The sequence below is a fragment of the Streptomyces sp. NPDC039609 genome (genome assembly GCF_055596705.1).
Genome location: NZ_JBVIUJ010000003.1, coordinates 292649 through 306587, shown reverse-complemented (window position 1 = coordinate 306587; position 13939 = coordinate 292649). Strand labels below are relative to the sequence as shown.

At 71.0% G+C, this 13939-nt stretch carries 13 protein-coding genes and 1 pseudogene; 9 read left to right on the top strand and 5 right to left on the bottom strand.

Going from position 1 to position 13939, the window contains the following annotated elements; translation table 11 throughout:
* Nucleotides 1–26: 26 nt before the first annotated feature.
* Nucleotides 27–1310: a preATP grasp domain-containing protein gene (locus ACZ561_RS10530; RefSeq protein ID WP_470992080.1), complete on the bottom strand. Its 1284-nt coding sequence runs from the start codon at nt 1308–1310 to the stop codon at nt 27–29.
* A gap of 144 nt (nt 1311–1454) precedes the next feature.
* On the opposite strand from ACZ561_RS10530, the pseudogene ACZ561_RS10525 reads away from it, so the two are divergent.
* The 4 genes and pseudogenes from ACZ561_RS10525 to ACZ561_RS10510 all read left to right on the top strand — a co-directional run.
* Nucleotides 1455–1594 (top strand): annotated as a pseudogene (locus ACZ561_RS10525) (CDGSH iron-sulfur domain-containing protein); the annotation flags it as partial.
* 237 nt (nt 1595–1831) lie between these two features.
* Nucleotides 1832–2530, top strand: a complete 699-nt coding sequence (locus ACZ561_RS10520; protein WP_470992077.1) for a nucleotidyltransferase family protein — start codon at nt 1832–1834, stop codon at nt 2528–2530.
* Nucleotides 2517–2783, top strand: a complete 267-nt coding sequence (locus tag ACZ561_RS10515) for a BON domain-containing protein (protein WP_470992075.1) — start codon at nt 2517–2519, stop codon at nt 2781–2783. Before ACZ561_RS10520 ends, ACZ561_RS10515 begins: the two co-directional genes overlap by 14 nt.
* A gap of 17 nt (nt 2784–2800) precedes the next feature.
* Entirely contained in the window at nt 2801–3589 is a 789-nt protein-coding gene (locus ACZ561_RS10510; protein ID WP_470992972.1) for a metallophosphoesterase family protein, read from the top strand.
* A gap of 192 nt (nt 3590–3781) precedes the next feature.
* On the opposite strand, the gene ACZ561_RS10505 is transcribed toward ACZ561_RS10510, so the two are convergent.
* Together ACZ561_RS10505 and ACZ561_RS10500 are read right to left on the bottom strand one after the other, a co-directional pair.
* Nucleotides 3782–4450, bottom strand: a complete 669-nt coding sequence (locus ACZ561_RS10505; protein ID WP_470992072.1) for an HAD family hydrolase — start codon at nt 4448–4450, stop codon at nt 3782–3784.
* Nucleotides 4451–4465: 15 nt separating this feature from the next.
* Nucleotides 4466–5431, bottom strand: coding sequence for an LLM class F420-dependent oxidoreductase (locus ACZ561_RS10500; RefSeq protein ID WP_470992069.1), 966 nt, complete (start codon nt 5429–5431; stop codon nt 4466–4468).
* 315 nt (nt 5432–5746) lie between these two features.
* Between ACZ561_RS10500 and ACZ561_RS10495 the strand changes: the two genes are divergently transcribed.
* On the top strand, nt 5747–7003 hold the full coding sequence (locus ACZ561_RS10495) for an AI-2E family transporter (RefSeq protein WP_470992066.1): 1257 nt from the start codon (nt 5747–5749) through the stop codon (nt 7001–7003).
* A gap of 921 nt (nt 7004–7924) precedes the next feature.
* On the opposite strand, the gene ACZ561_RS10490 is transcribed toward ACZ561_RS10495, so the two are convergent.
* Entirely contained in the window at nt 7925–8080 is a 156-nt protein-coding gene (locus ACZ561_RS10490; protein ID WP_470992063.1) for a DUF6131 family protein, read from the bottom strand.
* Between the two features lie 568 nt (nt 8081–8648).
* Between ACZ561_RS10490 and ACZ561_RS10485 the strand changes: the two genes are divergently transcribed.
* Both ACZ561_RS10485 and ACZ561_RS10480 read left to right on the top strand, forming a co-directional pair.
* On the top strand, nt 8649–9827 hold the full coding sequence (locus ACZ561_RS10485) for a PP2C family protein-serine/threonine phosphatase (protein WP_470992060.1): 1179 nt from the start codon (nt 8649–8651) through the stop codon (nt 9825–9827).
* 213 nt (nt 9828–10040) lie between these two features.
* Nucleotides 10041–10538, top strand: a complete 498-nt coding sequence (locus ACZ561_RS10480) for a flavin reductase family protein (protein ID WP_470992057.1) — start codon at nt 10041–10043, stop codon at nt 10536–10538.
* Between the two features lie 354 nt (nt 10539–10892).
* On the opposite strand, the gene ACZ561_RS10475 is transcribed toward ACZ561_RS10480, so the two are convergent.
* Nucleotides 10893–11231, bottom strand: a complete 339-nt coding sequence (locus ACZ561_RS10475) for a YkvA family protein (protein WP_470992054.1) — start codon at nt 11229–11231, stop codon at nt 10893–10895.
* A gap of 242 nt (nt 11232–11473) precedes the next feature.
* Between ACZ561_RS10475 and ACZ561_RS10470 the strand changes: the two genes are divergently transcribed.
* Together ACZ561_RS10470 and ACZ561_RS10465 are read left to right on the top strand one after the other, a co-directional pair.
* Nucleotides 11474–12103: a hypothetical protein gene (locus ACZ561_RS10470; RefSeq protein WP_470992051.1), complete on the top strand. Its 630-nt coding sequence runs from the start codon at nt 11474–11476 to the stop codon at nt 12101–12103.
* 452 nt (nt 12104–12555) lie between these two features.
* On the top strand, nt 12556–12894 hold the full coding sequence (locus tag ACZ561_RS10465) for a hypothetical protein (protein WP_470992048.1): 339 nt from the start codon (nt 12556–12558) through the stop codon (nt 12892–12894).
* The last annotated feature ends 1045 nt before the right edge of the window (nt 12895–13939 follow it).

Here is a 13939-nt window from a genome sequence, read left to right as displayed (position 1 = left end):
GGATGTCGGTTGCCGGGCGAGCGGCGTCATTCCCCTTCGAGCTCCATGACGTCCGCGAGAGCCGAGTGCAACCTCGCCGTACCACCGACGTCGGCGGCGATCACTGCGTACAGCCAGGAGCGTCCGTCGTCTGGGGCGTCCGCGTAGAGCACCACTCCTTCGCCGCGGCTGGGGGACCAGGCAAGGTCCACTGTCCGGAGCAGGCGCAGAGCGTCTGCGAAGGTGCGGGTGTGGCGGGATCGGCCCTCGGCGAGCAGCCAGGCGGGGGAATGGAATCCCGCGTCGGAGGCGAGGCGACCGACCATGGCCCGGGGAGTTGTGGTGGCGGTGCGTCGCACGTTGCTCTCCGTGGCATACAGAGTGCCGTCCGGTGCCAGGAGCGCGTCGATCCCGTACGGCCCGCGGTACCCGTGGGCCGCAAGACGCCGACCGAGCGTCGCTCCCCAGTGCTCCAGCTCCCTCGTGGCCATGTCCGTGGCGTGGTCCAAGGGGGAAACGTAGCCGGTGTACGAACCGCCCACGGTACGCATCTCGCCGGTGAACAAGAGACGGGGACCGCTCGGGAGCACCTCCATCTGAGCACTGACGGACCGGGCGTCAGTGAGCCATTCCTCGACCACCCAGCCGCCACGCCCTGCCGCCCCGGGCGGAGGCACGGCACGCGCCCAGCCGCCATCCGCGCCGGAGATGAACCTCAGCCCGTGTCCGCCTGCGGAGCGATCCGGCTTCACCACGATCCGTCCGTACCGCTCGAGCATGGTGGAGACGGTCTCCACAAGGTCTCCATCGCCACAATGCCGCCCAGGCGGCGTCCGCATTCCCAAGTCTTCGGCCAGGTCGCGAAACCCGCTCTTCGTGTTGAGGCGGTATACCGCCTCCGGCGCCGACGGTGGCACGCCACTCGGCCCGTAGGGCGCGACCGGCACGCCCAGTCGGTCGGCCAAGGCGACAGTGGGGGAGTCCAGCGCGAGGGGGAGCAGTTGCGCTCCGGGCCGGTGGGCGATGAGCGCTCGGAGCACGTCTGTCACACCTTCCCGGTCCAGAGCCTCCGCCATGGGGACTCCGGCGGAGGACGGGACGGTGAGCACCGTGATGCTGCGGTGCGGGATACCCAGCAGGCCGCAGGCGTAGCGCGTGAAATCGCGTCCGAGCGGCACGGGCGTCAACAGGACGTCCCCCGGCCGCATCAGCCAGATCTCGCGGGGGGCCTGCCGCGCCCAGTGGGCCAGCATGTGGTGTGCCCGGAGGCTCACGGCGACGTCGGAGAAGAAGTTCGCGCACACGATCAGCGGTGCCCGGGGCGCTTCCATGCCCCCATGCTTGACCGCTGCGCGCGAAGGTGCACGTGCAGACCGCATGTCAAGCCGGTGCGAACAGGGTGTCTGGGTACGTGCGAGACACACGTGACACGCCGCCCGACCGTGCGTCGCATCACCGTCCTAGCGGACGGTCCGATGCTCATCGAGGGTCCTGTCGAAGTTGATCCGGAAGACGGCACCATCGTCACGTCGGGCCGGTTCTGCGTTGGGCTCTGCACATGCCGTCGCAGCCGTCACCATCCTGGTGCGACACCAGCCACCGACGTCGGACACGGCCGGGACCGTCGGAACCGGAGAGGCGGGCGAAGAGGTGTCGAATCCCGACTCCTGAGTTCGTACGTCACTCGATGACTTCGGTCATCGCAGGGTGATCGTCCGGCGCCGCCCCGGGCGGGCGAAGGGCACCGTCTTCGAGGGTCGGAATGCGGGCCTCCGGGCGGGCGCTCGCAGAAGCGGGGGATGTATGCCGTGCTCGTGGGTAGACGCCTGTCCCACGGCGAGAGGAACGCACGATGAATCTCACCGATGCCTGGGAACGGCCTGTCGCACGTGCTGCCGCCGGTCCGACCGATCGGACCGGCGCGGTCCGGCCGGGCTCCGAGGCCCATGAAGCGCTGCCTGCCGACCACACGCAGGCCATCCTGGAGACCACCAAAGCGATCGGCTCCCTGCTCAAGACCTCGGGATGCCCGTTCGCGCTGGTCGGAAGCGTGGCCGCGTACGCGCACGGCATCCCCGTCCCGCTCCAGCACGACACCGACTTCGCCCTGCGGCGCGAGGACGCCGACACGGTCGTCCAACTGCTGGAGCAACAGGGTGTACAGATCGTCGCCCCGCCCGAGGACTGGCTGATCAAGGCCCGCGCGGGCGGGGAGGACATCGATCTGATCTTCGCGCTGGCCGGCCGCCCGGTCACCGGCGAACTCCTCGACCGGGCCGAGCCCCTGCCCGTGGACTCCGTCCACATGCCTGTCCTGGCGCCCACCGACATGATGACCAGCCGTCTTGCGGCGCTCTCCGAGCATCACTGCGACTTCGGTGCCCTGCTGCCGCTGGCGCGCGGGCTGCGGGAGAAGGTCGACTGGGACCGGGTGCGCCGCGAGACCGGCGACGCGCCGATGGCGGCGGCCTTCCTGTACCTGTTGGAACTGCTCGATGTCGTTCCGGTGGCCGCTCCCCATGGGCGGAGGGATGACGATGACACTCGGTGACCAGGGGGCGTACCCGGTCGAGTACCGGATCGCACATCTGCGGGAGCGGCTCGCGAAGGAGGACGTCGGGGAGCTCGGCGTACGCGTCGAACCACGGGGCGGAACGGTGCTGCTCACCGGCACAGTGCAGACTGCCGAACGGCGTGACGAGATCCTACGACTGGCGCATGCCGAGCTCGCGGGCCTGTCCGTCCGCGCCGATCTCGTTGTCGCGGGCGCCGAACCACCCGCCCGCCACGAGGAAATTCCGTGACCGGCCACGGTACGGCGATGGCCGCGGGCCGGGCAGTGCGTGACGTCGTACGGGTGGCGGCCGTCGGCGACATCCACCTCGGCCCCGACTGCGGCGGACTGCTTCGCCCTGCCTTCGCGACACTGCCGGAGCGTGCCGACGTCCTGCTGCTGGCGGGGGACCTGACGCGACACGGCACGGTCGCCGAGGCGGAGGTGGTGGCCGAAGAGGTGCGCGATCTCGGGATACCGGTGGTGGCGGTGCTCGGCAACCACGACTACGACGCGGGCCAGGAGGAAGAAGTCACGCGCACCCTGGAGGAGGCGGGAGTGGACGTCCTCGAAGGGCGCGCCGCGCGAGTGACGGTGGGGGAGCACACGGTGGGCATCGCCGGTGTGAAGGGCTTCTGCGGCGGGTTCGCGGGCCGCAGCGCGGGTGAATTCGGCGAGCCGGAGATGAAGGCGTTCGTCCGAACGACCCGGCGGGCGGCGGACGGGCTCCGGCACGCGCTCGCGGGACTGGCGGCGGACGGGTGCCGGGTACGGATCGCACTCACGCACTTCTCTCCGGTGCCGGACACCCTGGCGGGCGAGCCGCTGGAGATCTATCCGTTCCTCGGGAGCTATCTCCTCGCGGAGGCCATCGACGCGGCGGGAGCGGACCTCGCCGTCCACGGCCACGCGCACCTCGGCGCGGAGCACGGCACGACGGCAGGCGGCGTCCGTGTCCGCAACGTGGCCCAGCCGGTCATCGACCGGGCCTTCGCGCTGTACGACCTGCCACTCGATCGGCTGAGCGTGCCTCTGCCCGCGAGTGGTCACGTCTGAGACATCTCCAGTACCTGAGCAGGCCGCCCGCCACCCAGGGCCGCCCGCCACCCAGGACCGTCCCCTCGCCTGGCCCACCCTCAGGTGGATCTACTTGAGACCTACTTGTCGAGCATCGTGAGCCTCTTCGAACATCGTGACCAGGGGCATCGGATCGATCGCCCCGCCGCAGCCGCCCGCCTCGGAGACGATTCAGGCCGTGACCGACGAGAACGGGCTCTCATCGAGTCGCTGCAGAAGCTCGACCGGATCTCGGTAGACGGCGGCGGCGCCGGCCTCTTCCAGGTCGTGGCGGGGGATCCCGCCGCACAGCAATCCCACGCACGTCACACCGGCCGCCGTGGCGGCCTTCATGTCCCACACCGTGTCGCCGACGAACACCGCCCGCTCGGGCGGTACCCGTGCCAACTCCAGTGCCTGCTCGACCGGTTCGGGCGCGGGTTTGCCGTCCTCGACGTCATCGGCGGTGGCCGTGTCCGAGATCGCGTAGTCGGCGTCGATCGCCCGGCGCAGAGCTCTGAGCTCGTTGTCCTTGGCAGAGGTGACGAGCAGGACCGTCCAGCCCTTCCGCGCCAGAACCCGCAGCAGCTCGGAGGCCGAGTCCATTGCGGGAAGTCGGTCGAAGTACGTGGCGTAGAGGGTGTCGTGTGCGGCACTCAGACGATCGTCCTCCGTACGATCACGGCCCTCCCCCAGGACGTGATCGAGCAGGTCCTCGCCGGGCAGACCGACCGCTCGATGGATGGCGTGCATCGGGACGGAGTGCCCCGCCTGGCGCAAGGCCTCCCACCACGCCGTCACATGCAAGTGGTTGGTGTCCGCGAGAGTGCCATCGACATCGAACAACGCTGCGCGGCTCATCTCGACTCCTTCACCTCACATGTCCCGCAGGGCGGGCAGCAGCTTCGTCTCCGCCCAGTCCAGGAAGGATGCTTGGTGGTCGCCCCCGATCTGGACCAGTGCGACCTCGGTGAACCCGGCTTCGACGTAGGGGCGCACGGCCTCGACGAAGGTGTTCACATCGTCACCGCAAGGAATTGCCTCGGCGACGTCCTCGGGACGTGTGTGTGCCGTGGCACCGGCGAAGCCCGCCGGGCCGGGCAGCTCGGCATTGACGTCCCAGCCGCCGAGGGCCCAGCGGAACTGCTCGTGCGCCCGAGCCACCGCCGCGGCGCGGTCGAGGTCGTAGCAGACCGGCAGCTGCCCGATGCACGGCTTGCCGGCGCCACCGTGCGTGGCGAACGCGCTCAGCAGCTCCGTCTCGGGCTCAGTGGCGATCAGTACGTCCGCATGGCGGCCCGCAAGCTCGCAGGACTGCTCTCCGGAGACGGCGATGCCGATGGGAGGCGGGGTGGGGGGAAGGTCCCAGAGCTTGGCGTTCTCCACGTCGAAATGCGTGCCGTGATGAGTGACGTACCCGCCGTCGAACAGCCCGCGAATGATGCCCACAGCTTCCTCCAGCATCTCCAGCCGGACGTGGGCGGCGGGCCAGCCGGGCCCGACGATGTGTTCGTTCAGGTTCTCGCCGGAGCCGAGGCCGAGGCGGAAGCGGCCGCCGCACAGCAACTGCATCGTCGCGGCCTTCTGCGCGATCACCGCGGGGTGGTAGCGGAACGTCGGGCACGTCACGAACGTCATCAGAGGGATGCGTGAGGTCGCCTGCGCCGCCGCGCCCAGCACGCTCCACGCGTACGGCGCGTGCCCCTGGGAATCGAGCCAGGGGAACGAGTGGTCGGAGATGACGGAGAAGTCGAAGCCCACCCGCTCTGCTCCGACGACATGCGACACCAGCTCTTGAGGGCCGGCCTGCTCGGTCATCATGGTGTAGCCGATTCGTACCATATAGGACGCCTTGCCGTAATGCGCCGCGATGAAACCCGCCCTACGTCGCGCCGAGGCGTGCGGCGGACGGCATGGAATCGCCCCTCACTCGGACGAGTCGTTGGGGGCGTGTGATCGACCGCTTGCCAGTCGCCCGTCGCGGGGAGGGCCATCGACTGCCGGCTGGGCCCGGATGCCCCGCGATCAGGCGCCCGACGTGCCGGTGCGCGGAGTACCCGCCAGCCTGGGAGGAGTTCTTCCGCACAGACGACTCGGAGGTTCTCCGCAGTGGACCAACCTCGACAGCCCGGCCCGCGCGGGTGGCTCGGACGTGTGATGCAGAGTGCCTCCGCCTTCGGCGAGCGTCGAGCGCGGCTCCGGGCCCAACGGGAAGCCGAGGACGACGGAGCCTGGGACGACTCGCTTCCTCCGGAGCTGCGACGCGGTGACGGGCCGAGACCGCGGAGCCCCGCCACTTCGGTGCCCTGGGCCGTACGGGTGGCCGCGGAGGCCGGTTGGCGGTTCCTGGTGCTCGCGGCCACCGTCTGGGTGCTGATGCGGGTCATCGGAGCGGTACGGCTGGTCGTGCTCGCCTTCGTGGTCGCCCTTCTGGTCACTGCGCTGCTCCAGCCGACGGTCGCCCGGCTGCACCGACACGGACTGTCCCGCGGTGCGGCGACGGCGCTGACGGCGACCTGCGGATTCGTGCTGCTCGGACTGGTGGGATGGTTCGTCGTCTGGCAGGTGCTCGACAACCTCGGGAACCTCTCCGACCGCGTTCAGGAGGGCATCGACGAACTCAAGCAATGGTTGCTCGACAGTCCGCTCCACGTCACCGAGAAACAGATCAACGACATCGCCGAAGCCCTGAGCGACACCATCGGCAACAGTACGAGTGAGATCACGTCCGCCGGCCTCCAGGGCGTGACCGTGCTGGTGGAGGTGATCACAGGGCTGTTGCTGGCCATGTTCGCCACCCTCTTCCTGCTGTACGACGGCAAGCGCATCTGGCTGTGGTCGCTCAAGCTGGTCCCCGCCGCGGCCCGCCCCGGTGTCGCCGGCGCCGGTCCGCGCGCCTGGCGGACCCTCACCGCCTACGTGCGCGGCACCATGATCGTCGCCATGATCGACGCCGTCTTCATCGGCGTGGGAATCCACTTCCTCGGCGTGCCGCTCGCCGTTCCCATCGGCGTGGTGATCTTCCTGTCCTCCTTCGTGCCCCTCGTCGGCGCCGTCGTCTCCGGAGCACTCGCTGTCGTCGTCGCGCTCGTCACCGAGGGCGTCTTCACGGCGCTGATGGCGCTGATGGTCGTCCTCCTGGTGCAGCAGATCGAGGGCCACGTACTGCAGCCGTTCATCCTGGGCCGGGCTGTGCGGGTTCACCCGCTGGCGGTCGTCCTGGCCGTCGCCACCGGCGGCATCGTCGCGGGTATCGGCGGGGCCGTGGTGGCAGTCCCGCTCGTCGCCGTGGGCAACACCGTGGTCGGATACCTCCGCGCCCATCCTGCCGGGAGCGGGACGGACGCGGCGCAATCCCAGGGACTTCCGGGCGGGGAGCAGGAGGAGGACACCGAGGAGGGCACTGACCAGTGACCACGAGGCGGCGGGTGCTCGATGCCGGCGTCAGGAGGGCGGACACGCGGCGTACTTGAGGCGGCGGGCGAGGTGGGTGGCGCCGGCGGCGAAGGTCTTCATGGTCGTGGCCGTGCTGAGATCTCGCTGGGCAGCGTGCGTCCGGTATGAAGGCCGACCCTCGGGGCAGCCGTGCGATGTACCCGCCCGACTACCCCGGGGCACTGTCGTGATCAAGTCGTCCGACGTCATCTCGTTCTTCGTGGCGCTGCTCGTGCTGTGGCGCCGGAGACGCGGGTGTCCGCCTGCGGGCGCGCGCACCGTGGGCAACGGGCGGCAGTCATCTCCGACGCACGCCCGAGGCGAGAAGTCGCGACGGGGCGACCGGTCACCGTCCCGGTGAGCACGGAGGGGGAGTCGCCGAGCCGACGGAGGGTGTGACGGTTGGTTGGCCGCCCGGCCTCGGAAGGGCGAGGAGGCCGGGCGGGCTGACCTTCATGGCAGGGCGTCGTCGGCGGGATCCGGGCTGACGCGGTACGAGTCGCAGCTGTGCCTGAACGGCTTCCCGTCGCGCGAACCTGAGGCGGAACCCTCCACACGTGACGGGCGTATGGCCCGCACCGCACTATCTCTGGGCGGCCCCACCGCGAGCGGGGTGCCCGGTGTACATGCAGGGAGCCTTTGCGGATCGGGCCGGGGCGCGCATGGCGGGCCCTTCCCCAGAGGGCGGGCGGGGCTGCGGGCCCTGCCAGGCGCGCCTGGTGTCGCGACAGGGTGGATGCGACCGGAGACGGTTCGAGCAGGGCGCGACTACGAACCGGTTCCTGGAGTGCCGGTCACGCCCCGAGCGCAGGATGGGGCTCAGGGCCGTTCGCTGCCGCGCTCGCCCCAGTGCGGCCACCTGCGCCCGTACGGGTGGGAGCGCGGCAAGCGCGAGTGCGGCTACCAGTAGTGGCGTCGGCCTCCGACCGCGTGTCCGACGGCTCCGAGGATCCACAGGACGGCGCCGATGACCGCCAGGACGAGACCTATGGTCCAGAGGATGGCGATGCCGGTGATGAATCCGATGATGAGCAGAATGACTCCGACAAGGAGCATGGCGTGCCTCGGTTTCTCGTTGGGGCCAGGCTCGTGGCGAGGCCATGGCCAGACTGCGAGCGGCGACGCCGGTAACGTCCCGCCACCCGTGAGCAGCGAGTGCCCGTATCCCGCTGTTGTATGTGTCATTCCGGCTTCGGGGCGGGACGGCCCGGTGGCCCGCCGGGCGCGCGCAGCCTCCGCACGACCGGGGGATTGTCAGGGCGCCCCCCCGCTGGACGCCGGAGGCAGGCATCTCAGAACTCCGCGGGTTCGCCGGGCCCTTCCCGTCTCCTCCTCCCGAGCGAACAGCCGCAAGGGGTGCTCCCCGCTCAAGATCGGATTGCTGCCGGCAACGTCGGGCTTCGGGCCGTGCGACGCCCGTAGCAGTCGCCCCGACCACCTCGTCCGGGCCTCAGTCCAGCGCCTCCGTCGATGTTCGACGTGTCGGGAGGTCTCGGCCCTGGCGGCTGACGAAGATGGTCGTGTCCGTAACCGTCCCGACTGAGGGCGTTTCTGTGAACTGTCGCTGTGCTGGAGCGGTCCTGCGGTGAGAGCTGACGAGCCGACGGGTAGTGGGTTGGGTCCCGTGCTGGCGTGGGTGCTGGAGCGGTCGCACGACGCGTCCGCCGGTGAACTGCCCGTCCTGTTCGACGAGGCCGCGCGGCGCCTGGGGGCGACACGGGCGCGGATCTACGTGGCCGATGTACAGCAGGCGGGGCTGGTGGTGCTCCCTCTCCGCGACAGCGCGAGCCCGCGGTCGGATACCTCGGCAGCGGACGATGGCGACAGACTCGCCATCGACAGCTCACTGGCCGGTCTGGCCTACCGCACCCAGCGGGTCCGCTTGGGCAGCGACGGCACCGCCTGGCTGCCGATGATCGACGGGATCGAGCGCGTCGGAGTCATGGAAGCGGGCCCAGGAGTGGACTCCGGCTGGTTGGACTCCTGCAAGGCCCTGGCAAGCCTGGCCACGCTGCTCGTCATCTCCAAGACCACCCATAACGACCTCCTCGTCGCACGAGGCCGAAGCCGCCCCATGACGCTCCAGGCCGAACTGCTGTGGGCTTTCCTGCCACCGAAGACGATCGGGAACAGACAGGCCACGTCGACCGCTGTGCTGGAGCCGGCCTACGACATCGGCGGCGACGCCTTCGACCACGGATTCACCAATGGGCGCCTGCATTTGACGCTCCTGGACGCCATGGGCCACGACCTCGCCTCCGGCGGTGCCAGCGCGGTCGGCCTGGCGGCCTGCCGATCCACCCGCCGCTCCGGCGGCACCTTGCCGGACATCGCCCAGACCATCGACCGCACTCTCGCCGAGTGGATCCCGAACCGCCTCATGACCGGGATCATCGCCGATCTCGACACGGTGAGGGGAGAGCTCACCTGGGTCAACTGCGGCCACCCCGCGCCCCTGCTGATCCGCGACGGCCACGTGCTGACCGCTGCACTGGAAAGACCGGTGCAGCTTCCCCTCGGCTTCGGATTCCACGCCCAGCTGCCCCCGGTGCACCACCGTACGCGGCTGGAACCCGGCGACCGTGTCCTCCTCTACAGCGACGGCGTCACCGAAGCACGCTCCACCGGCAATCAAATGTTCGGTGAAGCCCGCCTCGCCGACACGATCATCCGCTCCATGGCGGCGGGCGATCCCGCACCCGAAGCCCTCCGCCGCCTGATCGAGAACCTCCTGACGCACCAGAACCATCACCTCAACGACGACGCCACCATCCTCCTCGCGGAATGGCACCCCACCCAGTGAACCGGGCCGCTCCGTGCTGCCCGCCGGTCTGTCGGCGCGGCCCAGTCTCGTCGGCCACCGTCGAGCTGCCGATCGCTCCGGAAGGGACCCGGCGTGCCTCGCGCCGCACTCCGGGATGCGGGTGGGATCTTGAAGCCGGGAGACTGCGCGCTGCGGGATGCGGGCCGCAGGCGATCGTGGTCGTGACGGAATCCCGTGAAAGGGGAGCCGCCCATGTCGGGTCTGGATGCCTTCACAGAAGCTCTTGATCCCCCCATGTACGTGGTGACGGCCGTGGCCGCTGACGGCGAGCGCGCGGGATGCCTCGTGGGGTTCGCTTCGCAGTGCTCGATCCACCCGGCGCGCTTCACGGTGTGGCTGTCCCGGAAGAACCACACCTACGGCGTGGCCTGTCGCTCCTCCCACCTGGCGGTGCACGTCCTGCGCCGTTCACGGTTGGAGACCGCGCGGCTGTTCGGCGAAAAGACCGGCGACGAGATCGACAAGTTCGCCCGGGTGGACTGGAGGCCCGGGCATGGCGGCGCACCCGTACTCTCCGACGCCTGCGCCTGGTTCGTCGGCCGGGTGGAGGCCCGGTGGGACGGCGGAGACCACGTCGGCTTCCTGCTGGCCCCAGTCGCCGAAGGTGCTTCCGCGGCTCCGGCAGTCGACCGGACCGGCGTCCTGTGCCTCAGCGACGTCACCCACTTCTCGCCCGGTCATCCGGCCTGACATCAGCTGACGATCCGGCAGGGCGCCGTTCACTCCACACAGACGCAACGTCGAAACCGCCGCCAGCACCGGCGCCGGTGCTGTGACACGCCAGGGCGAAGGGACGCCCGCCGCCAGCAGGTGCGGCATCGGCCGGCCTGCGCGGGCGTGCAGGGCTCGCAGGCCGCGCCACCGGCCGCGACGGCCGGCGCAGGCGGCCGGCCTTCCGCCCTCCGCTTCGTACAGGCCCAACTCCGGGCCGGCCGCCTGGCCGGGAGCGCCCCATCGGCCGGAAGAGGTGCATGGTGGCCGATGGCACCATCCGGCGGCCGCACGGGAGGGACCGGCGGCGAGGGGCGGCACCGGACTCCACCGTCAGTGCGGCGGCGCCTGCGCCGGACCGTTGATCGAGGCTTCCGGGCCCGCGGGCGACCCCTTGGGGCCCGCCCCGCTCCGGGCGGCTGCCGCGTGCAGCGCCCGCAGGGCGACCAGGAGTACGCCGATGTCGTCCAGGTAGACCGGGTCCGGGATCAGGTCGATCGGCGAGATCGTGTACACCACCGCCACCCAGAAAAGGGCCTTGGGCTGCAACGGGACATCGGCGTCCATCAGCAGCTTGCGAGCCTGGAAGACACGTACGAGCAGAACGGCCGCGAATCCCGCCGCCACGAGTACGAGAACGACGGCCACGATGAGCCAGAGGGCGCTGTCCATGCTGTTCTCCTACCCCCGAAACGTCCCGGCCGCGCCGATCGCCCGCGGAGGTTCCAGGCTACGCCGCCCGGCCCGCCGCCCAGCATCGTCGGCGGCCCCTGCGGGCGGTCCCCGTGCCCGCTGTACGGGCGACTCCGGCGTGCATCGGGTTTGACCGTACGAGAAGCGGCAAGCCGAACTGACGGGTGCCCAGAAAGCAGTGACGAACAGCCAGCCAGGAGTCATCATCCAGGAAGGCAGTCATGTCGACCCTGACCGCAGTTCTCATCCTCGCGGCGACGGTCGCCGCGCTACTGGCGGCCGGTGTCCTGCTCCGGGCCCGCATGGGCACGGGCAGTGACACGCGCTCCCTCAGGCGACGCTTCGGCCCCGAGTACGACCGCACCCTCGAACGGCACGGCGGCGACAGCGAGTCCGCCCACCACGACCTGCGCGAGCGGGTCGAGCGGCACGGTGGCCTGCGCCCCCTGCCGCTGGAGCCGGCGATCCGTGAGCACTACGTCGCTCAATGGACCATGCTCCAGGAGCGTTTCGTCGACGTGCCGCGGCAGGCCGTCGCCGACGCCGACGAGCTCCTCACGCGGATCGCGGCGACCCGGGGCTTCCCGGATCCAGACCGGCGCGAGGAGCAGCTCGCCGCCCTGTCGGTGCACCATCCGCACCATGTGGAGGGCCTGCGCGCGGTGCGCCGTGCGGTGCACTCCGAATCCGCCTCCACCGAGGAGTTGCGGGAGGCGCTGGTTGACGTACGTGCCCTGTTCGAGGACCTGACGGCACCCGGGAGTCCGCCCGGCACGGAGGCCTCCCGAACACGCTCGGCGTCAGGGCGCAACCGCGGGCATCTCCTCAAGCCGAAGGGAAGTGGCGCGTGATGGCCCGCGAGAACCAGGACCGGCGGACAGCAGGCGGGGCCGATGGAGAAACGCGGCGCGAATCCGCGCCTCCGAGTGCCCCGGGCGCGGCGGGCGGTGCCGGCGGACCGGCGCCCAACGGAAGCGGGGGATCCTCTTCCGCGTCCGTGCCCGCCCAGCGCACCGGCCATCCATCGACACCACCCACCGCACCGCCGGTCAACGCGTCCCCGCCGCCGCCCACCCCGCCTCCGGCGATGCCGCCGCAGGCGCCACCGTCCGCCGTCCCGTCCGATGACCCCAGTGCCACGGGCCGGAGCGGCGGGAGCCGCACGAACGCTCCCGCCGCGCCCCCCGCCGCGCCGCGCGGAAGGGACGCGACGGACCGGTCGGGCGACGGCCACGCTTCCGGCGACGGCCGCAGTCCGGGCCGAGGCGGCTGTGATGAGCGCGACGTCGGCGGTGTGGGCGGTGTGGGCGGCCCTGCGTCCCGTACGGGGCACGGGTCCGACGCCGACGGTGGCCCGGCTGGACCGCTGCTCGGCGATGGTGAACGCGACCGTCTCGGGCAGCGCCTGCACCACGCGCTCGCAGGGTTCGTCGACTCGCCCCACGACTCGGTCGCCGAGGCGGCCGAGGTCCTCGCCGCGGCGGAGCAACAACTCATCGCCTCCCTGAGCGACCGCCGCGCCGCGTTGCGGGCGGGCTGGCGGGAGAACGGCGACCTGGATGGGCCGGGCCCCGACACCGAGCAGCTCCGGCTCACGCTCCGGACCTACCGTGAGGTGACGGAACGGCTGCTCCGGGCGTGACCCGGCACCACCCACCGCAGTGCGCAGAAGCCCCCTGGCCTCATGGGGGCTTCTGTGATGCCCCGCCGTGGGGCCCGCGCACCCGCACCGACCCGGCCCGGGGACGCCGTGCGCGCCGCACGTCGTCGTTGCTGGGCTCGCCTGGATCGCGGAAGACGCCGCGGTCATCCGTCCGGCACCGGCGGCGCCCACCGCACCCGCGCCGCGCGGGCCCTCCAGAAGCCCCGTCAGAATTCCTTCCGGCGGGGCTTCTGGCGCGTTTGGGGAGAGCACGGCAAAGGAGCCGGCAGTCGGCACCTCGTTCTCAGGGAGGGCCGGCCCTGATGTGATTTCGGCGCCGCTGGCTACGGTCACCGCGCGAGGCCTGCGCCTTGTCCCCGGAGGAGATGCGATCCTATGGCCCATCACGCGCCGAGCCGCGCGGCGGCAGCCGTCGGCCGCCCCAGAAACCGGACGGGACCGGGATCGGGCACCGCCGGCGGCGCGATTCCCAGACGGTGGTGGCACGCGCGGGCCGCCGTGTTCGCCTGGACCGTGCACAGGTGCACGGCGGGCACACCTGCGGCCCGCGGATCGATCCGTCAGTAGCGTACGGATCAGGGCAGGGGCGCGTGTCCGTGCCCGCGCCCCTGCCCTGAGGGCAGCAGGTCGAGTGCAGGTGTGCGGGGTACGCGGCAAGCTCGTCGCGGACCATTCGCTTCGGTGTGTGCGGCGGCCTGGTCATCGCCGCGGCCCTCGGAGTCCCGACCGCGTGGTCGGCGTCGTTGTCCAGGACGAAGGTGAACTCCGGCTCCAACTCCACGTGCGGAGAGTCGAACCTCTCCGAGGAGGAGGTGATCGAGGGCGCGGAGATGGCAGATCGTGTCGGCGCTGTGCCACGGTCGCGACCGGGACGCGCCGCCCGTAGGAACGTGGGTCAGGACGCGCCCTGCACTCGCGTGCCACGGTCGCGACCGGGACGCGCCGCCCGTAGGAACGTGGGTCAGGACGCGCCCTGCACTCGCGTGCCACGGTCGCGACCGGGACGCGCCGCCCGTAGGAACGT

What these genes read in the sequence shown, in the direction of transcription:
- ACZ561_RS10530 (WP_470992080.1), bottom strand. Translation starts at nt 1,310, where the DNA reads ATGGAAGCGCCCCGGGCACCGCTGATCGTGTGCGCGAACTTCTTCTCC.
- ACZ561_RS10520 (WP_470992077.1), top strand. Translation starts at nt 1,832, where the DNA reads ATGAATCTCACCGATGCCTGGGAACGGCCTGTCGCACGTGCTGCCGCC.
- ACZ561_RS10515 (WP_470992075.1), top strand. Translation starts at nt 2,517, where the DNA reads ATGACACTCGGTGACCAGGGGGCGTACCCGGTCGAGTACCGGATCGCA.
- ACZ561_RS10510 (WP_470992972.1), top strand. Translation starts at nt 2,801, where the DNA reads ATGGCCGCGGGCCGGGCAGTGCGTGACGTCGTACGGGTGGCGGCCGTC.
- ACZ561_RS10505 (WP_470992072.1), bottom strand. Translation starts at nt 4,450, where the DNA reads ATGAGCCGCGCAGCGTTGTTCGATGTCGATGGCACTCTCGCGGACACC.
- ACZ561_RS10500 (WP_470992069.1), bottom strand. Translation starts at nt 5,431, where the DNA reads ATGGTACGAATCGGCTACACCATGATGACCGAGCAGGCCGGCCCTCAA.
- ACZ561_RS10495 (WP_470992066.1), top strand. Translation starts at nt 5,747, where the DNA reads ATGCAGAGTGCCTCCGCCTTCGGCGAGCGTCGAGCGCGGCTCCGGGCC.
- ACZ561_RS10490 (WP_470992063.1), bottom strand. Translation starts at nt 8,080, where the DNA reads ATGCTCCTTGTCGGAGTCATTCTGCTCATCATCGGATTCATCACCGGC.
- ACZ561_RS10480 (WP_470992057.1), top strand. Translation starts at nt 10,041, where the DNA reads ATGTCGGGTCTGGATGCCTTCACAGAAGCTCTTGATCCCCCCATGTAC.
- ACZ561_RS10475 (WP_470992054.1), bottom strand. Translation starts at nt 11,231, where the DNA reads ATGGACAGCGCCCTCTGGCTCATCGTGGCCGTCGTTCTCGTACTCGTG.
- ACZ561_RS10470 (WP_470992051.1), top strand. Translation starts at nt 11,474, where the DNA reads ATGTCGACCCTGACCGCAGTTCTCATCCTCGCGGCGACGGTCGCCGCG.